A 22,751-nucleotide genomic window follows, 5' to 3' on the forward strand; every position below is an offset into this window, starting at 1 on the left:
ATGATCGATGTATCCAATCTCTCCGTCCGGCTCTCGGGCAAGGCGATCGTGCAGGACTTATCCTTTACGGCAGAAGCCGGAACGCTGACCGCGATCTGCGGACCGAACGGCTCCGGTAAGACGACCACGATGAAAGCCATTTCAGGGGAACTCGCCTATCACGGCTCGGTCCATATAAATGACGTCGAGGTCAGAAGGCTGGAGCCATGGCAGTTGGCGGAAATGCGGGGCGTCCTGCCGCAGGCAAGCTCGATCTCCTTTCCCTTCACCGTGCGCGAAATCGTTCGCATGGGTCTGACGAGCGGGCGCAACCGACATCCGGAACAGGCCGATCGCATTGCCGCCGAGGCGCTCGCCTCCGTTGATCTTGCAGGATTCGAAGGCCGTTTCTATCAGGAGCTATCCGGTGGCGAACAACAGCGCGTCCAGCTTGCCCGCGTCGTCTGCCAGATTTCCGAGCCTGCCATCGACGGGAAGCCTTGCTGGCTATTGCTCGACGAACCCGTTTCCAGCCTCGATATCAGTCACCAGCTCACCATCATGACGCTCGCCCGGCAATTCTGCCAACGCGGAGGAGGCGTCATCGCGGTCATGCACGATCTCAACCTGACCGCGCTTTTTTCCGACCGGATGGTCCTGCTGAAAGGTGGCCGCCTGCAAGCAGCAGGTCCCGTCAAGGAGGTTCTGACGGACGGGCATCTTCAGGATGTTTTCGGCTGCAATCTCCGGGTCAATCGCCTTCCCGCCAACGACGCACCCTTCGTGCTCGCCCACAGCGCGCTCATCGACTGACGCGCGGCTGATCGCCCCTTCGGAACCTTTTGCTACACCCGCGCGTTGAGATCCAGTGATCGGAATCAACGTTCCGAATGCAATATGGTTGGTCTGTCCGAGGACACCGAACCATCGCGAACAACAGGCGCCCATCGAGCGCCCAGGCAAAGCAAAGGGAGCTAGATATGGCTGCATCCATTTTTCATTCGGCGCGAAGCAAGCGCAATGGCAGCAATCTCCATGACGTCGAGGCAAGCATCGAGGACCAGATCGAATCGCTGCGCGAGGAAGTCGCGGCCTTTACCAAGCTCATCGGCGAGAGCGGCGCGAAGCAAGGCAAGAAATTACGTGCGAGCGCTGAAACGGGATTCGACGACCTGACTGCCCGCGGCGAGGAACTGCTGCACGAGTTGCAACGCGGTTATGCAAAAGGTTCGCGTGAGGTCCGCAGAACGGTGCGCCGGCATCCGGTCGCCACCATCAGCGCGGCTGCGGCCTTCGGTCTTGCGGTTGCCCTGCTTCTGTCACGCCGCTAGGGTGGCGGGATGATCGCTCCTCTCCTTGGCCTGCTGCTGTCAGGCACATTCAATCGCACCGTTGCGCGAACCAAGCGCAACGGTATTTTCATCGCCATAGCAACCCTTCTTCTGCTGACCGCCTATATCTTCGCGCTCGTCGCAGCCGCCATCTGGCTTGCAACTATTTATGGCGCCGCGGTCTCCGCGCTTTTGATCGCTGCAGGCGCCCTTCTGCTGGGACTGATCGTGCTCGTCATCATGGCGATTATCGACAAGCAGGAGCAACGCCGGGCGCGCGAACGCCGGCTCGCAATGGAATCCATGGCGGCAGCAGTCATAGGGCTCGTGCGCAAGCAGCCGTTGATGACCGCGGCGGTTGCCGCAGCCCTCCTCTTCGGCAATCTGTTTGGAAAGAGCGACGAAGACAATTGATCTGCCGACTTGCGAGTTGGGAGCGGCTCCCACTTAGACGGCAAAGCCTTGCAAGTGATTGAAATGAAAAAGCCCAGTCTTTCGACCGGGCTTTTTGTCAGAAGGCGAATGCCTTGGAGGTTAGCGGCGCCGAGGTGGCATCCGGGCCGAAATCCGCTTCGCCGGAAATGTCGAGTAGCTCCTGCAGGCGCTGGCGGGCGCGATTGACGCGGCTCTTGATGGTGCCGACTGCGCAGCCGCAAATCTCGGCGGCTTCCTCATAGGAAAATCCGGAAGCGCCCACCAGGATGATCGCTTCGCGCTGGTCCGGCGGCAGCTGATCTAGCGCCTTACGGAAATCCTGAAGGTCGACCGCGCCATATTGCGAGGGATGCGTCGCCATCGATTCGGTGAAGACGCCGTCGCTGTCCTGCACTTCGCGACCGCTCTTGCGCATCTGGCTGTAAAGCTCGTTGCGCAGGATGGTGAAGAGCCAAGCCTTCATATTGGTGCCCATCTCGAAGTGATCCTGCTTCGCCCAGGCCTTCATGATCGTGTCCTGAACAAGATCGTCGGCGCGATCGTGACGGCCGGTCAGCGAAATGGCAAAGGCGCGGAGGCTTGGCAGGGCCGCGAGAAGCTCGCGTTTGAAGCTCGTTTGCGTTTCCATGACGTCACCGCCTATTCGGAAACTTTTGCGGCGGCCAGGCGCTCGGCATGATCGAGCTTCTCGAGAAGATCGAGGAACCGATCCGGAATAGCCTCATCCTGCATGGCAGAATAAAAGGAACGTAGCCTGTTGCCGATCTGGTTGTTGGGATCGAGGATATCCACTGCGCGCAGGTCCGATACTGTCTTATCTGCGTCCTCGGAATTCTGGATAGTCATCTAGCCTGCTCGCTTTTCGATTGTCTCGCATTCATGGGACGGACGCATCTTCACTGCTTCCCAGCCCGGGAGACCAGTCAACTACATCAAAAACCGTTTCCTAACGAATCGTAAAGGATGAAGTCGACTGATTGTAAGCATTGAAATGCGACTGCCTAAAAAAAGTTCCGACAAAGAGGAACTTTTTTACTGAACTGACGTTTGTTAGTCACTGCAGCCTCCGCGCTGTATTTTATTTAGAATTTGATAAAAGGCGGGAGCCATTGATGACACTTTCCACACGCATCGCGCCGCATCTTCCTTATTTGCGTCGCTATTCTCGTGCATTGACCGGAACTCAGACCTCCGGGGACGCATATGTTGCTGCGGTTTTGGAAGCCATCATCACCGACATCTCCATCTTTCCCGACACGGATAGTGACCGTGTCGCACTCTATAAACTGTTCACCAAGCTGTTCGGTTCCGTAACACTTCAGATTCCCGAGCCGACCTCACCCTTTGCCTGGGAACAGCGTGCTTCCGTCAACCTGTCCAAGGTTTCTCCACGCGCCCGCCAGGCATTTTTGCTCGGGTCCGTCGAAAGTTTCCGTCTGGACGAGATCGCCGATATTCTCGAGATCACGGAAAGCGAAGCCATGCACCTGCTCGACACCGCGTCGCAGGAGATATCGCGACAGGTGGCGACGGAAATCATGATCATCGAGGATGAGCCGCTGATCGCGATGGACATCGAGCAGATGGTCGAAAGCCTCGGTCATCGCGTCACCGGCATCGCCCGCACGCATGCCGAAGCGGTAGCGCTCTACAACGCAACAAAACCAAGAATGGTGCTTGCCGATATCCAGCTTGCCGACGGCAGCTCGGGCATCGACGCCGTCAACGATATCCTGAAGAGCGCCAGCATCCCGGTCATCTTCATCACCGCATTCCCGGAACGGCTGCTGACCGGAGAACGGCCGGAGCCGACCTTCCTTGTGACCAAGCCATTCAATCCCGACATGGTGAAGGCCCTGATCAGCCAGGCACTCTTCTTCAATGAAACCACAAGAGTGGCGGCCTGACTAGGTTGCAAAGCCTGTTGCGGAACAAAGATTACGGCCGAGCGTTGGCATTCAAAACGATCGGTTTACCGACTGTTATACCGGGCGATTTAAAAGGTCGTTCCAAAATTCTAAGAGTGGAGATGCCCTGTCGGCGGGGCTCTCGAAATCCGATTGAAAGGCAAGCCGGTGAGTACGTCTGAACCATTAGCCGGCGCGCCTTTGAGTTTGGAAGGCAAAGCCGCCCTGATGGAGCGCGCTCTTGCGAGCGCCAGCGTGTCGATTCTATTTCAAGATCAGACCCTTTCGATACGCCATGCTGAAAACTTGCCAGATCATATGCAGCCATCTCTCGTCATTGGCGGCAACGATCTAAATTTGTTTGGCGAGAAGGATGGCGAACATCTTCTGCGCCTGAAACGCGGTGTTCTCGAGAGCGGCAAGCCGGCAACCGCCGAAGTCGAAATTCCAAGCGGCGACGGTATTCGCGTCTATGAACTGAAAATGGAACGCGTCGGCGGCCGCAAGCCGCAGGGCGTGTTGTCCGTTATCTCCGAAATCACCGAGAGCCGTCATCGCGAGAAGGTTCTGAAGTCGCTGCTGCGCGAGTTGTCGCATCGCTCCAAGAACCTGCTGGCAATTATCCAAGGTATCGCGACGCAGACCGCGCGCCATACGCTTTCAGTCGATAATTTCCTGATCAAGTTCCGCGGACGATTGCAGTCGCTGTCGAATTCGCAGGATCTGATCACCGATTCCAGCTGGCGCGGCGCCTATCTGTTCGAATTGGCTGAGAAGCAATTTGCGCCCTATTGGCCAGATGCCGGCGTGCCAATGCCGATCTATGGCATCAACGCCCATCTGACGCCCAATGCTGCCGTGCACCTGGGGCTTGCGCTGCATGAGCTGATTGTCAATTCCGCTTCGCACGGGGCCATCTCGGCCGGCGCCACCAGCATCACCTTGAATTGCAAGGAAGCCGAACTCGACGGTAAGAAGGCGATCGAAGTCGCTTGGTCAGAGCGCTTTTATGCGCCCGGCAACCATGAGTTCGAGGATAATAGCTTCAGCCGCACCGTGCTTGAGCGCGTGGTGCCGACCTCAATGAACGGCCGCGCCGACTTCGCGATGGGCGACGGTAGCATCGGCTATCGCCTCACCATCCCCGAAACCGAGTACGAGATACTGCGACGCCGCTGATGGCGATGTCGCGAAATGGAATGGAACTGGCTGGAAATAAGAAAACAGCCAGTGCGAGGGCGGCGCACTGGCTGCTTTGCACTCATCGGGAGGGGACCGTGAGTAGAGTCCGATGACGCTTTGGGCATGCATCAGGGGGATGCAATCGTCATCGCAACGACTCCTAAACGACGACGCCGGATCTTGGTTCCATCGAACCCCGAAAAATTTAATTTTTCTTCATGCAGATCGCGAGGACGATCGATGGTGCGCCATGCGGATTGCGCCTGCGTAGAAGCGTGCTGATTTTTTCGGCCTTCCTTACCTGATAGGGAAGACCCGAACTTAAATACATAAAAGCATAGAGTTAAGTCGTTTCACCGAGCTGGAAACACCACTGATCGACCCGGTCAGAATGCCGTTCTGAGCAAATTCGCCGGTCAAAATTTTACCGTTTGATAAATTTTTTAACCTGAGTTACCGTTCCTGTACTAGCCGTTTACTATAAGAGGGAACTTCAATGGGACGACTGGAAACTGGGATTCATAAAGGCAGGCTCACGCCGGCCGAATATGATGCAAACTTTTCCGATCTTCACCCACGCCTCAACAAACACGAGGCGCTGGTCGCATCCGACCGATGCTATTTCTGCTACGACGCGCCGTGCATGACGGCCTGTCCCACCTCCATCGACATTCCGATGTTCATTCGCCAGATCTCGACGGGCAATCCGCTCGGCTCGGCGAAGACGATCTTCGATCAGAACATCCTCGGCGGCATGTGCGCTCGCGTCTGTCCCACCGAACAGCTCTGTGAGCAGGCTTGCGTGCGCAACACTGCCGAAGAGCGCCCGGTCGAGATCGGTCGCCTGCAGCGCTATGCGACCGATGCCGCGATGGCCGAAAACAAGCAGTTCTATTCGCGGGCCGAATCCACCGGCAAGAAGATCGCCGTCATCGGCGCCGGCCCCGCCGGTCTTGCCTGTGCACACCGTCTGGCCGTCAAGGGCCATGATGTCACCATTTTCGATGCGCGCGAGAAGGCCGGCGGCCTGAACGAATACGGCATCGCCACCTACAAGGCGGTCGATGACTTCGCGCAGAAGGAAGTCGACTACGTGCTCGCCATCGGCGGCATCGAGGTGAAGAACGGCCAGGCACTCGGCCGCGATTTCAGCCTTTCCGACCTCTCTCAGCAGTATGATGCCGTCTTCCTCGGCCTCGGCCTTGCCGGCGTCAATGCGCTACGCGCCGAAGGCGAAGATCTCGATGGCGTCGCCGACGCCGTTGCCTATATCGCCGAACTGCGCCAGGCCGGCAGCAAGGCCGATATCGCCATCGGCCGCCGCGTCGTCGTCCTCGGCGGCGGCATGACCGCGATCGACGCGGCCGTGCAGGCCAAGCTGCTCGGCGCCGAAGAAGTGACGATCTGCTATCGCCGCGGCAAGGAGCATATGAACGCCTCCGAGTTCGAGCAGGATCTCGCTGCCTCCAAGGGCGTCATCATCCGCCATTGGCTGGCTCCGAAGCGTATCGTCGACAAGGACGGCAAGGTCGCCGGCATCGAGGTCGAATATACAGAGCTGCGCGACGGCAAGCTCACCGCCACCGGCGATGTCGGCATCATTGCCGCCGATCAGATCTTCAAGGCCATCGGCCAGACATTCGAAGCCTCAGGCCTCGGTGCCCTGCGCATGGAATCCGGCCGCATCGCCATCGATAGCGAAGGCCGGACCTCGCTCGACGGCGTCTGGGCCGGCGGCGACTGCGTGCTCGGCGGCGACGACCTGACGGTCTCGGCCGTAGCACAAGGTCGCGACGCGGCTGAATCCATCAACAATGCGCTCGCTGCCGCCAAGTCGGCCGCTGCAGTCGCCTGAAAGGAGAACCGACATGGCTGATCTCCGCAATAACTTCATCGGCATCAAATCGCCGAACCCGTTCTGGCTCGCCTCCGCGCCGCCGACCGACAAGGCCTATAACGTCGAACGCGCCTTCAAGGCGGGCTGGGGCGGCGTCGTCTGGAAGACGCTCGGCGAAGAAGGCCCGCCGGTCGTCAACGTCAACGGTCCGCGTTACGGCGCGATCTGGGGTGCAGACCGCCGCCTGCTCGGCCTCAACAATATCGAGCTGATCACCGACCGCGACCTCTACACCAACCTGCGCGAAATGAAGCAGGTGAAGATGAACTGGCCGGATCGCGCGCTCATCGCCTCGATCATGGTACCGTGCGAGGAAGAGTCCTGGAAAGCCATTCTGCCGCTGGTCGAGGAAACCGGAGCCGACGGTATCGAGCTCAACTTCGGCTGTCCCCACGGCATGTCTGAGCGCGGCATGGGTGCCGCAGTCGGGCAGGTGCCGGAATATATCGAAATGGTCGTGCGCTGGTGCAAGCAATACACACGCATGCCCGTCATCACCAAGCTGACGCCCAACATCACCGATATCCGCAAGCCCGCCCGCGCCGCCAAGGCCGGCGGTACCGACGCTGTGTCGCTGATCAACACCATCAACTCGATCGTGTCTGTCGACCTCGACAGCTTCGCCCCGAACCCGACGGTCGGCGGCAAGGGCAGCCATGGCGGCTATTGCGGCCCGGCCGTCAAGCCGATCGCGCTCAACATGGTGGCCGAGATCGCCCGCGATCCCGAGACCTATGGCCTGCCGATATCGGGCATCGGCGGCGTCACGACATGGCGCGACGCGGCGGAATTCCTCGCACTCGGCGCCGGCAACGTGCAGGTCTGCACCGCCGCAATGACCTATGGCTTCAAGATCGTCGAGGAGATGATTTCAGGCCTTTCCGACTGGATGGACGAAAAGGGTCACCGCAGCCTGGACGACATCATCGCCCGCGCTGTGCCGAACGTCTCGGATTGGCAGTATCTCAACCTCAACTACATCGCCAAGGCGAAGATCGATCAGGACGCCTGCATCAAGTGCGGCCGTTGCTACATTGCCTGCGAGGACACCTCGCATCAGGCAATCACCAACATGGTTGACGGCGCCAGACACTTTGAGGTCATGGACGAGGAATGCGTCGGCTGCAATCTCTGCGTCAGCGTCTGTCCCGTCGAGAACTGCATCACCATGGAAGCCCTGCCGGCAGGCTCGCTCGACAAGCGCACCGGTAAAATCGTCGATCCGAACTACGCCAACTGGACGACCCATCCGAACAACCCGATGGCTCGACAGGCGGCCGAATAAAGGCGGGCAAGATCCGCATCAGCATGAATTGGCGGCCGCAGCATGCTGCGGTCGCGCATTTTAGTAGTCGCTATCAGCGTCCTCACAACAAACGTTTAGCGATTCCCAAAAGCCCGACATTCGCGCTATGAGAGAGTTGCGCTGCCCACAGATGCAGCAATGGCAACTCAGAGGAGGCGACCATGTCACGCAAGTCCAAAACCCTCCACGACGTGAGCTTTTGAGGTCACGTCCAAGCGACGCAAGTCTTTCCCATCGGAAACCCGGGTAAAAACCGGCTCGCAATTCATCCGAGGCGACATCGAACTGGTCGAAAAACTCGGACGCAACAATCCATGCCCCTGCGGTTCGCGGAGGCGGTTTCAAGAGCTGCTGCCTGACGTCGGGCCGCTATGACGGTGTCGAACGGGACTACTACTTTTAGAGAGCGGAGCTGATAGCGATCATTTCAGCTGCGGCGCGATCCTCCAGCAGATTGCGCCGCCGCTTCGAGCACGGTGCCGAAAAGTGCAAGCGGTTTTCGGATGACACCAGGCACCGCTTCTTTGGTTTCAGAGCGGATTCAGATTTTAAGTTGAGCAGACCTAAAATCGTCCGACTCTAACTGTGGCGAATGCGAAGTCCCTCGACAAAAAGCTGCTCCAGATAGCGGGCGGCATCCTCGAATCGCCCCTCGCCCGCATGCTCTTGCCCCAGAACGGCGCGCACCTGTACGTCAAAGTCGGCATAATGCTGCGTCGTGGACCAGATCGAGAAGATCAGGTGATAGGGGTCGCATTTGGTGATCTTGCCGGTCGCTGCCCAGGCGCGGATGACCTCGGCCTTCTCGTCGACAAGGGCCTTCAGCGGCCCGCGCAGCTCGTCCTCGACATGCGGCGCCCCCTGCAGCATCTCATTGGCGAAAAGCCGGCTTTCGCGCGGGAAATCGCGCGCCATTTCGAGCTTTCGGCGGATGTAGGAGCGGATTTCGCTTTCGGGATTGCCATTGGCGTCGAAGGCCCTCAGCGGCTCCAGCCAGGTAAACAGCACCCGGTCGATCAGTGCCCGATGCATTGCCTCCTTGGTGCGGAAATAATAGAGCAGATTCGGCTTCGACATGCCGGCAACTTCGGCAATCTGGTCGATGGTCGTGCCGCGGAAGCCGTTTACCGAGAATACGTCAAGCGCAGCCTCGAGTATGATTTCCTCTTTCTCTTCCTGGATCCGGGTGCGGCGCTGGGTCTTGGCGGCTCTGGGGATGGCCATGTGTGCTCTGTTTCTCCTTGAAATCCAAGCCTTTCGGCCGAGCTCTCATTCACCCTGTCAGTGCATCTAATTTAGGCAATCGCCTGAAATTTTATCGGAAATTTTCGTGCTTTTCGTCTTGAGCCGCGCCACGGAAGTTGTAATGTTTACCAATCGGTCAAATTATCCGTCAGATGTTTCTTAAAGGCAACTGGCGATTTTCCGGGCGAGAAAAACAAGACGCCGCTCCGGGATTTGGAATAAGACCAACGGGAACATTAGAGCATGCGCCTTGCATGCTCAGGACAAACAGGTGAGGATTGCATCATGGTGGCAGCGCCAGGAGAAAACATGCGTATCAATGGCGACCGCCTTTGGGATACGCTGATGGACATGGCGAAAATCGGCCCCGGCATTGCCGGCGGCAACAATCGTCAAACGCTGACCGATGCCGACGCTGAAGGACGCAGCCTTTTCAAAACCTGGTGCGACAAGGCCGGGATGACCGTTGGCGTCGACAAGATGGGTACGATGTTCGCAACCCGCGCCGGCACCGACCCGAATGCACTTCCCGTCTATGTCGGCTCGCATCTCGATACCCAGCCGACCGGCGGCAAGTATGACGGCGTCCTCGGCGTGCTCGCCGCCCTCGAAGTCGTCCGCACGATGAACGACCTCGGCATCAAGACCAAGCATCCGATCGTGGTCACCAACTGGGCCAACGAGGAAGGTGCGCGCTTTGCCCCCGCCATGCTGGCCTCCGGCGTCTTCGCCGGCATGCACACGCTGGATTACGCCTATAGCCGCAAGGATCCGGACGGCAAGACCTATGGCGACGAGCTGAAGCGTATCGGCTGGCTCGGCGACGAAGAAGTCGGCGCCCGCAGGATGCATGCTTATTTCGAATATCACATCGAGCAGGGTCCGATCCTCGAAGCCGAGAATAAGACCATCGGCGTCGTCACGCACTGTCAAGGCCTGTGGTGGCTGGAATTCACGCTGACCGGCAAGGAAGCCCATACCGGCTCGACGCCGATGGCCATGCGCGTCAATGCCGGCCTTGCCATGTCGCGCATCGTCGAGATGGTGCAGAGCGTGGCGATGGAAAACCAGCCCGGCGCCGTTGCCGGCGTCGGCCAGGTCTTCTTCTCGCCGAACTCGCGCAACGTCCTGCCCGGTAAGGTGGTCTTTACAGTCGACCTGCGCACGCCAGACAAGGAAAAGCTCGATCGCATGCGCGCCAAGATCGAAACCGAGGGCAAGAACATCGCCGAAGCCCTTGGCGTCGGCTGCTCGGTGGAAGCCATCGGCCATTTCGAGCCGGTGACCTTTGATCCGAAGCTCGTTACCTCAGTGCGCAATGCAGCCGAGAAGCTCGGCTACAGCCACATGAACATCATCTCCGGCGCAGGTCACGATGCCTGCTGGGCCGCCAAGGTCGCCCCCGCCACGATGGTCATGTGCCCCTGCGTTGGCGGCCTCTCGCACAACGAAGCCGAAGAAATCTCCAAGGAATGGGCTGCCGCCGGCGCGGATGTGCTGTTCCACGCAGTCGTCGAGACGGCGGAGATCGTGGCCTGACGGCCACGATTCCGAACATCGGAACTTCACACATCTGGAGCATGCGCCATGAGCACAGTCATCAAGGGTGGAACCATCGTCACGGCCGACCTGACCTATAAGGCGGACGTCAAGGTCGAAGGCGGCAAGATCGTCGAAATCGGCCAGAATCTCACGGGCAACGAAGTGCTGGATGCCTCCGGCTGCTACGTCATGCCCGGCGGCATCGATCCGCACACGCATCTCGAAATGCCGTTCATGGGGACCTACTCTTCCGACGATTTCGAAAGCGGTACGCGCGCGGCCCTTGCCGGCGGCACGACGATGGTCGTCGACTTCGCCCTCCCCTCGCCCGGCCAGTCGCTGCTCGAGGCGCTGACCATGTGGGACAACAAGTCAACTCGCGCGAATTGCGACTATTCCTTCCACATGGCGATCACCTGGTGGGGCGAACAGGTCTTCAACGAAATGGAAGCCGTCGTCCGCGACAAGGGCATCAACACCTTCAAGCACTTCATGGCCTACAAGGGCGCACTGATGGTGGATGACGACGAGATGTTCTCCTCCTTCCAGCGCTGTGCCGAACTTGGTGCGCTGCCGCTCGTTCACGCCGAAAACGGCGACGTGGTTGCGCAGATGCAGGCAAAACTGCTGGCCGAAGGCAACAATGGCCCGGAAGCGCATGCTTACTCCCGCCCGGCGGAGGTCGAGGGCGAGGCAACGAACCGCGCCATCATGATCGCCGATATGGCAGGCTCACCGGTCTATATCGTCCATACCTCCTGCGAACAGGCCCACGAAGCCATTCGCCGCGCCCGCCAGAAGGGCATGCGCGTCTATGGCGAGCCACTGATCCAGCATCTGACGCTGGACGAAAGTGAATATTCCAATCCGGATTGGGATCATGCCGCCCGCCGCGTCATGTCGCCGCCCTTCCGCAACAAGCAGCATCAAGACAGTTTGTGGGCCGGTCTTGCTTCGGGCTCTCTGCAGGTGGTCGCGACCGACCACTGTGCGTTTACGACCGAGCAGAAGCGCTTCGGCGTCAACGATTTCACTAAGATCCCGAACGGCACCGGCGGCCTGGAAGACCGCATGCCGATGCTCTGGACCTATGGCGTCAACACCGGCCGGCTGACGATGAACGAATTCGTCGCCGCCACCTCCACCAACATCGCCAAGATCCTCAACATCTACCCGAAGAAGGGCGCGATCCTCGTCGGCGCCGATGCCGATATTGTTGTCTGGGATCCGAAGCGGTCGAAGACCATCGCCGCCAAGACCCAGCAATCGGCGATCGACTACAACGTCTTCGAAGGCAAGGAAGTGACCGGCCTGCCGCGCTACACGCTGACGCGCGGCGTCGTCGCTATCGAGGAAAGCACGGTCAAGACGAAGGAAGGCCATGGCGAGTTCGTTAGGCGCGATCCCTTCACCGCAGCCAACCGGGCGCTTTCCACCTGGAAGGACATCACCGCGCCGCGCAAGGTTCAGCGCAGCGGCATTCCCGCCAGCGGGGTTTGACGCTTGGGCACGGCGCTTCGGCTCATCGGCCGCCTAGAGCAATTCCAGGAAAAGTGCGTAGCGGTTTTCCGTCCGGAATTGCGCAAAGACAAAGGAATGGAGCATTTTCGCAATTCGAAGAAAAGCGAAACGGCTCTAGCGCGGCACATACCGCTCCAGATCCGGCAGCAGGACCACGCTTTCCTGCTCGTTCGGATCGGTGCGGGCGATGACAGCTGTCGCCGGCCGGTCGCTGAGATTCGCCGGAAGATGCGGAACACCGGCCGGAATATAGAACATCTCGCCCTCGCGCACGATGACGTGCTCTTCCAGCATGTCGCCAAACCAGCAATGCGTCTCGCCGGAAATCGCGTAGATCGCCGTTTCATGCGAGGCATGAAGATGCGCCTTGGCGCGGGCGCCGGGCGGGATCGTCAAAAGATGCATGCAGATCCCCGTCGAACCCACCGTCTCGGCGGCAATTCCTTCAAAATAATTGAGGCCCTGTTTTCCGGCATAGGCACCGCCGGGCCGCACGACACGGCAGGTGGGCTTCGATGACACACTCATGGCATTGCTCCCCTGGATCCAGCAGCCGCAAGGCACCCTCGCCAATCCAGGCTGCAGCACTGCCAGGCACGATAACACGCAATCCGCCCCGACCGAGCGGAGAAAACAGGACTGGTAGGTGTTAATGACGTCATCCGCTTCTTCCGTCGTCTCCGCGCGGAATCTCTGTCTCACCTACGATACGAACGACGGGCCGGTGCACGCACTGAGCAACGTCGATCTCGATGTTCGAAAGGGCGACTTCGTCTCCTTCATCGGTCCATCCGGCTGTGGCAAGACCACCTTCCTGCGTGTCATCGCCGATCTCGAGCGCAAAAGTTCCGGCGATATCACCGTCAACGGCATGTCGCCGGAGGATGCCCGCAAGGCGCGCGCCTATGGCTATGTCTTCCAGGCCGCCGCCCTTTATCCCTGGCGCACCATCGAAAAGAACATCGCCCTTCCGCTTGAAATCATGGGCTATGACAAGGCGGAACAGGCCAAGCGCATCGCCCAGACGCTGGAACTCGTCAATCTCAGCGGTTTCGAGAAGAAATTCCCTTGGCAGCTTTCCGGCGGCATGCAGCAGCGTGCTTCGATCGCTCGCGCACTGGCCTTCGACGCCGATCTCCTGCTGATGGACGAGCCCTTCGGCGCACTCGACGAGATCGTTCGCGACCACCTCAACGAACAACTCCTGAAGCTGTGGAAGCGGACGAACAAGACGATATGCTTCGTCACGCACTCCATTCCGGAGGCGGTCTATCTCTCCACCAAGATCGTCGTCATGTCGCCTCGCCCGGGCCGTGTTACCGACATTATCGAATCGACGTTGCCGACGGAGCGGCCGCTCGGCATTCGCGAAACGCCCGAATTCCTGGAAATCGCCCATCGCGTCCGCGAAGGTCTGCGGGCCGGACATAGCTACGAGGAATAGGATCGCCATGAACCCGCAATTCCTTCTTTGGCTTGCCGGCGCGATGGCGATCTTCATCAGCGGAGCGACCGCTTCGCGCGCCTATGTCGCCAGCAACAACATACTGATCCTCATCCTGTCGCTCGTCCTCTATTGCGTCGGCAATCTGATGATGGTGCGGCTCATGCGCGAAGGGGGCTTGGGCCTGGCGATTTCAGCCTCTGCCATCACCCAGCTTGTCGTCATCAACATCATCGCCTTCATCGTCTTCGGCGAGCGCCTGAGCGTACCGCAGCTCACAGGCGTCGGCCTCGGTGTCATCGCCATGGCGCTGATGCTGCTCCCGGCGCAAAAAGGAGCATGAGGATGGAGAAGGAGCAATTCTTCAAACACAAGTTCCTGCCGGTCGGAACGATCGTCTTTGCGATCCTGGTCCTCTGGTATGTCTTCGCCGTCGTCCTCAACGCGCCGTTCCAGCGCGATCTTGATCGCCGCGCCAACGTCAACCCGACGACGATGGAATTCATCGGCAAGACGCTGGCCCAGCCGAAGCCGATCCTGCCCGCACCCCATCAAGTGGCGCAGAACGTCTTCGAAAACACCTTCCTACGCGCTCCGACGAGCAACCGCAGCCTCGTCTACAATGCCTGGGTCACGCTGTCCTCCACCGCCGTCGGCTTCGCTTTCGGAACCGTTCTCGGCATCCTGATCGCGGTCGGCATCGTCCATGTCGTCGCGCTGGACCGCAGCCTCATGCCCTGGATCATCGCATCGCAGACGGTGCCGATCCTCGCGATAGCACCGATGGTGATCGTCGTGCTCGCGGCTGTCGATATCACCGGCCTCATTCCGAAGGCGCTGATCTCGACCTATCTCTCCTTCTTTCCCGTCGCGGTCGGCATGGTGAAGGGGTTGCGCTCGCCGGAAGTCATGCATCTCGACCTGATGCGGACCTACAATGCCAGCGCTTCGCAGACTTTCTGGAAACTGCGCGTGCCGGCCTCCATCCCGTTCCTCTTCACTTCGATGAAGGTAGCGATAGCGGCAAGTCTTGTCGGCGCCATCGTTGCCGAGCTTCCAACGGGTGCCGTCGCCGGTATCGGCGCGAAGCTGCTGGCCGGCTCCTACTACAGCCAGACGATCGATATATGGGCTGCTCTTGTCGCAGGCTCGGTTCTGGCGGCGATCCTCGTCGCCATCGTCAGCGTCGCGGCCCGCATCGTCGATCGCTCGATGGGAGGGAGAACGGCATGAAGCAGTTTCATTTCTCCTGGCAGGGCGTGGTCTGTCTTCTTCTCTGTCTCGCCGCGATCCCTGCTTTGCCGTTACTTGCGGCAGATGCAGCAGCGCCGGTCAGCAGCGGAACGACCTTCGTCATATTCATTCTGATTGCCGCGGCCGCGCTTATTTCCTTCACGAAGCTGTCCGAGGCCCTTTGCGCTGCAGTTCTCTTCTTCGCAGCCCATGCCGCCGCCTGGCTGCTGCTGGCGGGGATCTCGGGCAACGAAGGCAAGGCGCAGGCGTCCTTTTTCCTTCTGATCGCCGCGGCCTGGCTGCTTGCCTGGCGCTGCGTCTCCATCCTGTCGACCATTCGGTCGCGCTCGGCAGCCGGCAGCTATACGCTGCGGTTGCTGATCCCGGCGATTTTCGGCGCGTGGATCCTGATCATCTGGGAAGCAGCCACGCGCGGGGCCGGCATTCCCTTCATTCTGTTGCCGCCGCCAAGCGCCATCGGAACGCGGCTCGCCGGTTCCGTATCGACGCTGTGGACGGATGTTCAGCAGACGATCTTCAAATCGGTGCTGATCGGCTACATCATCGGTTGCGCCAGCGGCTTCGTCGTCGCCATCCTTGCGGATCGCGTCGCCTTCTTGCGCCGCGGCTTGTTGCCCATCGGCAATCTCGTCTCTGCCTTGCCGATCATCGGCGTCGCGCCGATCATGGTCATGTGGTTCGGTTTCGATTGGGAATCCAAAGCCGCTGTCGTCATCATCATGACCTTCTTCCCCATGCTGGTGAACACGGTGGCCGGACTTGCCGCCTCCGGCAACATGGAGCGCGACCTGATGCGCACCTATGCATCGAGCTACTGGCAGACGCTGTTCAAGCTGCGCCTGCCCGCTGCCGCCCCCTTTATTTTCAATGCGCTGAAGATCAACTCGACCTTGGCTCTTATCGGTGCCATCGTGGCGGAGTTCTTCGGTACACCCATGTCGGGCATGGGCTTTCGCATCTCGACCGAAATCGGCCGGATGAATGTCGACATGGTTTGGGCCGAGATCGCGGTTGCCGCGGTCGCAGGCTCCGTCTTCTACGGTATCGTCGCCATTATCGAGAGAATGACGACGTTCTGGCATCCGTCTATCCGCGGTGGGCAGACGTAATCCGGGGTCTCCTCAAGGGATCAAGGCATAACTTCAGAGGGAAAAAAGGGTGAAGACATGAAAAAAATGATGCTCGCATTGATGGCAAGTGCAATGACGCTGGCGGCCGCCCAGACCGCAATGGCCGCCGACAAGATAACGCTGCAGCTGAAATGGGTGGCCCAGGGCCAGTTCGGCGGCTACTTCGTCGCCAAGGGCAAGGGCTTCTACAAGGAGGAAGGCCTCGACGTCGAGATCAAGCCGGGCGGCCCGGATATCGCTCCTGAGCAGGTCATCGCCGGCGGCGGCGCCGATGTCATCGTCGACTGGATGGGCGGTGCGCTCGTTGCCCGCGAAAAGGGCGTGCCACTGATCAACATCGCCCAGCCCTTCGAAAAGTCCGGCCTGGAACTGATCTGCCCGAAGGATGGCCCGATCAAGACAGAGAAGGATTTCAAGGGCCATACGCTCGGCGTCTGGTTCTACGGCAACGAATATCCCTTCTTCGCCTGGATGCACAAACTCGGCCTGAAGACCGATGGCGGCAAGGACGGCGTCAACGTACTGAAGCAGAGCTTCGACGTGCAGCCGCTCGTCCAGAAGCAGGCCGACTGCATCTCCGTCATGACCTATAATGAATACTGGCAGGCGCTAGATGCCGGCTTCAAGGCTGAAGATCTCACCGTCTTCAACTACACCAAGCTCGGCAACGACCTTCTGGAAGACGGTCTCTACGTCAAGGAAGACAAGTTGAAGGATGCGAAGTTCAAGGCCGATATGGTGAAGTTCGTCCGCGCTTCGATGAAGGGCTGGAAATATGCCGTCGAGCATCCGGACGAAGCCGCCGAAATGGTCATGGACAATGGCGGCCAGGACGAGAACCATCAGAAGCGCATGACGGCCGAAGTCGCCAAGCTGATCGGCAGCGGCAAGCTCGACATGAAGACTTATGATCGTACGGTCGAAGCCTTGCTCGATCAGAAGATCATCAACAAGAAGCCGACCGGTGCCTATACGCACGAGATCACGGACGCAGCTCTGAAATAGTTCTTTCTATCTGCAGCAATGGAAACGCGCTGGGTTCATCCCCCGCGCGTTTTTTTTCATTTTGTAACAGCGGCAACAAAAAGCTGGCTTTGCCGCAACATTTGCCTAAAAACCGGTCACCATCAACTATTCGAGTTCCGACATCACAATGCCGTGATTGCTTCGCATGGTTGTTAGCGATAGAAATACCCGCGAAATCATTTTCTCGTGATCTTGCGGAATTTGAAATCCGCTCCCATTTACAGAGCGTTTTTAAGATGAGGGACCTGCAGGGCATGACAGACGGATGTTGATCCGCCGGGTGTACCCGGCTCGCATGCATTGATCCCCCGTGTTCGCGACGGAAACAGCGAACCCCTTTTGACCAATTGCCGAACTGGAACCGGACGCATGGCCTCCACGCCGTTTAGACTGCTGAACACGACTGCAATCCTGCTTTCCCTGCTGGCGGCGCCCGCGGCGATGGCCGAAGAGCCTGTCGTTACCACGCCAAAACAGAACTTGCCAGCGATCGTCATCACCACCGCCGCGATGCGCAAGATGACCGACAAGGTCGTCGCGACAGGTACAGTGAAGGCTGTAGAGGAAGTCTACATCCAGCCACAGGTCGATGGCCTGTCGATCCGCTCGCTCAATGCCGATGTCGGCGACAAGGTCGGTGCGAACAGCACGCTTGCCACGCTCAACGACGACGCGCTGGTGCTGCAGAAGAGCCAGATGCGGGCCACACGAGCCAAGGGCGAAGCAAGCCTTGCCCAGCTACGCGCCCAACTTGCGGAGGCTCGCGCCAACGCCGAGGAAGCGGAACTGCAGCGTGTCCGCGCCGTGACGATGGGCGCCAAGGGCACCATGTCGACCTCCGCTGTCGAGCAGGCAAATGCGGCGGCAGCAGCCAACAAGGCGCGTGAGGTATCTGCCGAACAGGCGATTGCGGTGGCAGAAGCCGACCTCAAAGTCATCGACAGCCAGATCGCCGATACCGATCTCAAGCTGGCCCGCACCGGTATCAAGACGCCCGTCGCCGGCACGGTCGCCTCGCGCAATGCCCGCATCGGCGCCATCGCCAACGGCAATGGCGATCCGCTCTTCACCATCATCCGCAACAGCCAGCTCGAACTGGTGGTCGACGTCTCCGAAAGCGACATTACCAAGATCGCCATAGGGCAGAAGGCCCGGATTTCGTTGTCGGGGAGCCGCGAAAAGCTTGCCGGCACCATCCGGCTCGTCGCCCCGATCGTCGATTCCGTCACCCGCCTCGGCGCGGTGCACATTTCGATCGATGACGGAGAAAAGGCCCGCGCCGGCATGTATGGCAGCGCCGAGATCATCATTCGCCAGGAAGAAGGCGTTGCCCTGCCCTTGACCGCCGTCAACACCGACGAAAACGGCTCCTCCGCCCGTAAGGTCGAGAACGGCGCCGTCAAGTTTGTCAACGTCGAGACCGGCATTCAGGACGGGACCTATATCGAGATCCTCAAGGGCCTGAAGGCGGGCGAGGATGTCGTTGCCAAGGCCGGCGCCTATGTCCGCGACGGCGACCGCATCACGCCCGTGCGTGATGCCTCGCAAGCCTCCAACTGAGCGAGAACGATCCCATGAACTTCTCCGCCTGGTCCATCCGAAATCCGGTCGCCCCGCTCCTCGGCTTTTTCCTGCTGATGATCGTGGGCGCGCACTCCTTTTTCAACCTGCCGATCACGCGCTTTCCGAATATCGACGTGCCGGTCGTCAACGTCACGGTGACGCAGAGCGGCGCCTCGCCGGCCGAGCTCGAAATGCAGGTGACGAAGGAAGTCGAAGACGCGGTTGCCGGCATCAACGGCATCGACGAAATACAATCGACCGTTACCGACGGCCAGTCGCAGACGGTCGTCATCTTCCGCCTGGAAGTGCCGACGCAGCAGGCCGTCCAGGATACCAAGGACGCCATCGACCGCATTCGCGGCAACCTGCCGTCCACCATCGACCAGCCGATCGTCTCGAAAGTCGACGTCGTCGGCCAGGCAATCCAGAGCTTCGCCGTTTCCTCGCCGAACATGACGCTGGAAGAGCTGTCCTGGTTCGTGGACGATACGGTCAAGCGCGCCCTTCAGGGCAAGGCCGGTATCGGCCGTGTCGACCGTTACGGCGGCGCCGACCGTGAGGTCCGCATCGAGCTCGATCCGAACAAGCTGAATGCCTATGGCATCACGGCGCTGTCGGTCAGCCAGCAGTTGCGCAGCACCAACATCGACCTCGGCTCCGGCCGTGGCCAGGTCGCCGGCAGCGAGCAGGCAATCCGAGTGCTCGGTGACGCCCGCAACGTCGCGCAGCTTGTCGATACAACGATCGCTCTGACCAACGGCCGCTTCGTCAAGCTTTCCGACCTCGGCGTGATCAAGGATACCTATCAGGAACCGAAGTCCTTCTCGCGGTTCAACAGCACTCCTGTCGTCACCTTCGGCGTGTTCCGCTCCAAGGGCGCCAGCGAAGTGACCGTCGCCAATACGGTCGCCGACACGCTCTCCAAGGTTCGCGCCGAAAATCCGAACGTCTCGATCGAGATGATCGACGACGCGGTCTACTACACCTACGGCAACTACGAATCCGCCATGCACACGCTGCTCGAAGGCGCGCTCCTGGCTGTTATCGTGGTCTTCCTCTTCCTGAGGAACTGGCGCGCGACGCTGATTTCGGCGGTAGCATTGCCGCTATCTGCGATCCCGACATTCTGGATCATGAACCAGATCGGCTTCTCGCTGAACCTAGTCAGCTTCCTGGCATTGACGCTGGCGACGGGTATTCTCGTCGACGACGCCATCGTCGAGATCGAGAACATCGCCCGCCACATCAAGATGGGCAAGACGCCGTACCGCGCAGCCATCGATGCGGCGGATGAAATCGGGCTGGCCGTCATCGCGACGACCTTCACGATCATCGCGGTCTTCGTGCCCGTCTCCTTCATGCCCGGCATTCCGGGCCAGTACTTCATCCAGTTCGGCCTGACGGTCGCCTTCTCTGTGTTCTTCTCGCTGCTTGTCGCGCGTCTGATCACGCCGATGATGGCCGCCTACCTCATGCGTGCCGAAGACGCTGTCGAGGATCACCATGACAATGACGGCCGCTTCATGCGCGGCTATAGCGCCCTCGTTCGGCTGACGACGAGGAAGTGGTATACGCGCTATCCCACGCTGATTGCGGCATTCGCTTTCTCCATCGCCTCGGTCGCCGCGCTTATCGTCTTCGTTCCCGGCAGCTTCATCCCGCCAGAAGATTCTTCGCGCATCGTCCTGTCGGCCGAGCTTCCCCCGAACGCGCGGCTCGACGACACCGAACAGGCGACTAACGAGATCTACCGCCGCGTCAAGGGCATCGACGGCGTCGATAGCATCTTCGTTCTCGGCGGCGCATCGCCGAAGGGCGATTTGGAGCTGCGACGCGCCACGGTGACATTAACGCTTGGCAAGCTCGATCAATCGCTCGTCAAGAAGTTGGTGAACGATGTCCTCGGCTCGCTGCCCGTCATCGGCCCCCATCTGCCGAAGGTCACCGTGCACGGACGCGTGCGCCCGCAATGGGAAGTAGAAAAGGAAGTCTTCGCGAAACTGCGCTCAATCCCCGATGTGCGCATCACCAAACTTAACGACCGTGGCGATCGCGACCTGACCTACAACTTCCTCTCGCGCAACGAGAAGGATCTGAAGCAAGCGGTTGGCATTCTGGAAGCCGAGCTGCGCACCGATCCGGCGCTCGCAAACGTCAGTGCCGACGGCGCGCTGCCGCGTCCGGAACTGCAGATCTATCCGCGCAAGGATGAGGCCGCTCGCCTCGGCATCACGCCTCAGATGATCTCTGATACGGTGCGCGTCGCCACGATCGGCGATATCGACGCTTCGCTTGCGAAGATCTCGCTCGACGATCGCCAGATCCCGATCCGCGTCCAGGCTTCGCTCGGCATGCGGCGTGATCTCGCTGCCATCCGTGCCTTGCGCGTCAAGACATCGACGGGTGCGACCGTGCCGATGTCGACCGTCGCCGACATCAACTACTCGGAAGGTCTGTCCTCCATCAAGCGCAACAACCGCTTCCGCGTCGTCGCCATCGGCGCCGACCTGCCGCAGGGCGTGGCGCTGGATACGGCATCGGAGCACTTCCTCGAGATCGTCAACAAAGCCAAGATTCCGGCCACCGTGCATCTGGCGGAAAGCGGCGATACCAAGGTGCAGAAGGAAATGCAGCAGAGCTTCGGCAATGCCATGCTGCTCGGCCTGCTGCTTGTTCTGACCGTGCTGATCCTGCTGTTCAAGGACGTGATTCAGCCTTTCACCATCCTGTTCTCGCTGCCATTGGCAATCGGCGGTGTAGCGCTGGCATTGATGATAACAGGCAATGCACTCTCCATGCCTGTGATGATCGGCATTCTCATGCTGATGGGCATCGTGACCAAGAATGCCATCCTCCTGGTCGATTTCGCCATCGAGATGATGCATCAGGGCATGCCAAGGCTGGAAGCGGTCATCGAGGCCGGCCGCAAGCGCGCCCGCCCGATCATCATGACCTCGATCGCCATGTCGGCCGGCATGCTGCCATCAGCTCTCGGCGTCGGCGAAGGCGGCTCCTTCCGCGCACCGATGGCAATTGCCGTCATTGGCGGCATCATCGTCTCAACTGTCCTCAGCCTTGTGGTCGTGCCGTCCTTCTTCCTGATCATGGACGATGTATCGCGCCTGCTCGGCTTCCTCTTCGGCCGATTGTTCGGCAAGAAGGACGCGGATGATGAAGTGGTGACCAAGGATGGACTGGCCGCAGCCGTCAATGAAAACCGCCAGTCACTCGCGACATTGGAAGAGCGCGTGGATGCCATGGAAAACAGGGACAGCCGCGGCTCCAAGCCGACGGGCACGAATGTGCTGAGGCTGCCACCCTTTGCCGCTGAATAGGCGGCGCGATTGGATAATCAAGTCATGACGGGGCGGCTCAAAGGCCGCCCTGTTCCTTTAGGAAATCGACGATCTTGCTGACGCCCTCGCCCCGCTTCATGTCGGAAAAGACGAAGGGACGCGACTGACGCATGCGGTTGGCATCGCGGTCCATCACATCGAGATCGACCTCGACGAAGGGCGCCAGATCCTTCTTGTTGATGACGAGAAGGTCGGACTTGGTGATACCCGGCCCACCCTTGCGCGGTATCTCCTCGCCTTGGCACACCGAGATGACATAGATGGTGATGTCGGCAAGGTCCGGCGAGAAGGTTGCCGCCAGATTGTCGCCGCCGGATTCGATGAACACCACGTCGAGATCCGGAAGCCGTTCGTTCAGACCGGCGATGGCCTGCAGGTTGATCGTCGCATCCTCGCGGATCGCAGTGTGCGGGCAGCCGCCGGTTTCGACGCCGACGATACGGTCCGACGTCAGCGCCTGCATCCGCACCAGCGCCTCCGCGTCCTCGGTCGTATAGATGTCATTGGTGACGACGGCGACGGAATAGTCGTCGCGCATTGCCTTGCAAAGCTTCTCCGTCAGTGCCGTCTTGCCCGAACCGACAGGCCCGCCGATGCCGACGCGCAAAGGTCCATTTCTCGATTTCATACTCG

Annotated in this window: 22 protein-coding genes; 17 read left to right on the forward strand and 5 right to left on the reverse strand. The window is 59.8% G+C overall.

Features of this window, described 5'->3' with window-relative positions; translation table 11 throughout:
- The 3 genes from QD461_RS00980 to QD461_RS00990 all read left to right on the forward strand — a co-directional run bounded on the left by QD461_RS00980 (position 1) and on the right by QD461_RS00990 (position 1,724).
- Complete coding sequence (locus tag QD461_RS00980) at positions 1-792, forward strand: heme ABC transporter ATP-binding protein (protein WP_414086084.1); 792 nt, start codon at positions 1-3, stop codon at positions 790-792.
- A gap of 167 nt (positions 793-959) precedes the next feature.
- Positions 960-1,310, forward strand: a complete 351-nt coding sequence (locus QD461_RS00985; RefSeq protein WP_414086085.1) for a hypothetical protein — start codon at positions 960-962, stop codon at positions 1,308-1,310.
- A gap of 9 nt (positions 1,311-1,319) precedes the next feature.
- Positions 1,320-1,724 carry a hypothetical protein gene (locus QD461_RS00990; RefSeq protein ID WP_414086086.1) on the forward strand — a complete coding sequence of 135 codons (405 nt, stop codon included), beginning with the start codon at positions 1,320-1,322 and terminating at the stop codon, positions 1,722-1,724.
- A 97-nt stretch (positions 1,725-1,821) separates the two neighbouring features.
- Here the strand turns inward: QD461_RS00990 and QD461_RS00995 are convergent, their stop codons facing one another.
- Both QD461_RS00995 and QD461_RS01000 read right to left on the reverse strand, forming a co-directional pair.
- A complete protein-coding gene (locus QD461_RS00995; RefSeq protein ID WP_004107036.1) occupies positions 1,822-2,373 on the reverse strand; it encodes an RNA polymerase sigma factor in 552 nt (183 codons plus the stop codon).
- 11 nt (positions 2,374-2,384) lie between these two features.
- Positions 2,385-2,591 (reverse strand): NepR family anti-sigma factor, encoded by a 207-nt coding sequence (locus QD461_RS01000; RefSeq protein WP_184702950.1) that lies wholly within the window; start codon positions 2,589-2,591, stop codon positions 2,385-2,387.
- 266 nt (positions 2,592-2,857) lie between these two features.
- Here QD461_RS01000 and QD461_RS01005 point away from each other — a divergent pair, with 266 nt between their 5' ends.
- The 5 genes from QD461_RS01005 (at position 2,858) to QD461_RS01025 (ending at position 8,412) form a co-directional block, all read left to right on the forward strand.
- Positions 2,858-3,652 carry a response regulator gene (locus QD461_RS01005; RefSeq protein WP_184702949.1) on the forward strand — a complete coding sequence of 265 codons (795 nt, stop codon included), beginning with the start codon at positions 2,858-2,860 and terminating at the stop codon, positions 3,650-3,652.
- Between the two features lie 228 nt (positions 3,653-3,880).
- A complete protein-coding gene (locus QD461_RS01010; RefSeq protein ID WP_414086327.1) occupies positions 3,881-4,831 on the forward strand; it encodes a sensor histidine kinase in 951 nt (316 codons plus the stop codon).
- A gap of 499 nt (positions 4,832-5,330) precedes the next feature.
- Positions 5,331-6,689, forward strand: a complete 1,359-nt coding sequence (locus QD461_RS01015) for an NAD(P)-dependent oxidoreductase (protein ID WP_414086087.1) — start codon at positions 5,331-5,333, stop codon at positions 6,687-6,689.
- Between the two features lie 13 nt (positions 6,690-6,702).
- On the forward strand, positions 6,703-8,016 hold the full coding sequence (gene preA, locus QD461_RS01020; protein ID WP_414086088.1) for an NAD-dependent dihydropyrimidine dehydrogenase subunit PreA: 1,314 nt from the start codon (positions 6,703-6,705) through the stop codon (positions 8,014-8,016).
- A gap of 306 nt (positions 8,017-8,322) precedes the next feature.
- Positions 8,323-8,412, forward strand: coding sequence for an SEC-C metal-binding domain-containing protein (locus QD461_RS01025; protein WP_414086328.1), 90 nt, complete (start codon positions 8,323-8,325; stop codon positions 8,410-8,412).
- Positions 8,413-8,616: 204 nt separating this feature from the next.
- Here QD461_RS01025 and rutR read toward each other — a convergent pair whose 3' ends face one another.
- On the reverse strand, positions 8,617-9,261 hold the full coding sequence (rutR, locus tag QD461_RS01030) for an HTH-type transcriptional regulator RutR (RefSeq protein ID WP_414086089.1): 645 nt from the start codon (positions 9,259-9,261) through the stop codon (positions 8,617-8,619).
- Positions 9,262-9,567: 306 nt separating this feature from the next.
- On the opposite strand from rutR, the gene QD461_RS01035 reads away from it, so the two are divergent.
- Positions 9,568-10,821, forward strand: coding sequence for a Zn-dependent hydrolase (locus QD461_RS01035; protein ID WP_414086090.1), 1,254 nt, complete (start codon positions 9,568-9,570; stop codon positions 10,819-10,821).
- Positions 10,822-10,869: 48 nt separating this feature from the next.
- Positions 10,870-12,324, forward strand: coding sequence for a dihydropyrimidinase (hydA, locus tag QD461_RS01040; RefSeq protein ID WP_414086091.1), 1,455 nt, complete (start codon positions 10,870-10,872; stop codon positions 12,322-12,324).
- Positions 12,325-12,459: 135 nt separating this feature from the next.
- Here hydA and QD461_RS01045 read toward each other — a convergent pair whose 3' ends face one another.
- The gene (locus QD461_RS01045; protein ID WP_414086092.1) at positions 12,460-12,873 is read right to left on the reverse strand and encodes a cupin domain-containing protein; all 414 of its coding nucleotides are present in this window, start codon (positions 12,871-12,873) and stop codon (positions 12,460-12,462) included.
- A gap of 124 nt (positions 12,874-12,997) precedes the next feature.
- On the opposite strand from QD461_RS01045, the gene QD461_RS01050 reads away from it, so the two are divergent.
- The 7 genes from QD461_RS01050 to QD461_RS01080 all read left to right on the forward strand — a co-directional run bounded on the left by QD461_RS01050 (position 12,998) and on the right by QD461_RS01080 (position 22,097).
- Positions 12,998-13,789 carry an ABC transporter ATP-binding protein gene (locus tag QD461_RS01050; RefSeq protein WP_184702941.1) on the forward strand — a complete coding sequence of 264 codons (792 nt, stop codon included), beginning with the start codon at positions 12,998-13,000 and terminating at the stop codon, positions 13,787-13,789.
- 7 nt (positions 13,790-13,796) lie between these two features.
- Entirely contained in the window at positions 13,797-14,132 is a 336-nt protein-coding gene (locus QD461_RS01055) for a hypothetical protein (RefSeq protein ID WP_184702940.1), read from the forward strand.
- A gap of 2 nt (positions 14,133-14,134) precedes the next feature.
- Positions 14,135-15,022, forward strand: a complete 888-nt coding sequence (locus QD461_RS01060; protein WP_414086093.1) for an ABC transporter permease — start codon at positions 14,135-14,137, stop codon at positions 15,020-15,022.
- Positions 15,019-16,152 carry an ABC transporter permease gene (locus QD461_RS01065; RefSeq protein ID WP_414086094.1) on the forward strand — a complete coding sequence of 378 codons (1,134 nt, stop codon included), beginning with the start codon at positions 15,019-15,021 and terminating at the stop codon, positions 16,150-16,152. Before QD461_RS01060 ends, QD461_RS01065 begins: the two co-directional genes overlap by 4 nt.
- 57 nt (positions 16,153-16,209) lie before the next feature.
- Positions 16,210-17,178, forward strand: a complete 969-nt coding sequence (locus tag QD461_RS01070) for an ABC transporter substrate-binding protein (RefSeq protein ID WP_414086095.1) — start codon at positions 16,210-16,212, stop codon at positions 17,176-17,178.
- 390 nt (positions 17,179-17,568) lie between these two features.
- A complete protein-coding gene (locus tag QD461_RS01075; protein ID WP_414086096.1) occupies positions 17,569-18,759 on the forward strand; it encodes an efflux RND transporter periplasmic adaptor subunit in 1,191 nt (396 codons plus the stop codon).
- Between the two features lie 14 nt (positions 18,760-18,773).
- Entirely contained in the window at positions 18,774-22,097 is a 3,324-nt protein-coding gene (locus QD461_RS01080; protein WP_414086097.1) for an efflux RND transporter permease subunit, read from the forward strand.
- 37 nt (positions 22,098-22,134) lie between these two features.
- Here QD461_RS01080 and ureG read toward each other — a convergent pair whose 3' ends face one another.
- Positions 22,135-22,746, reverse strand: coding sequence for an urease accessory protein UreG (gene ureG, locus QD461_RS01085; RefSeq protein WP_184702934.1), 612 nt, complete (start codon positions 22,744-22,746; stop codon positions 22,135-22,137).
- Between the last annotated feature and the right edge of the window lie 5 nt (positions 22,747-22,751).

This window comes from Rhizobium sp. BR 314 (assembly GCF_047445805.1).
GTDB classification, from domain to species: domain Bacteria; phylum Pseudomonadota; class Alphaproteobacteria; order Rhizobiales; family Rhizobiaceae; genus Rhizobium; species Rhizobium lusitanum_B.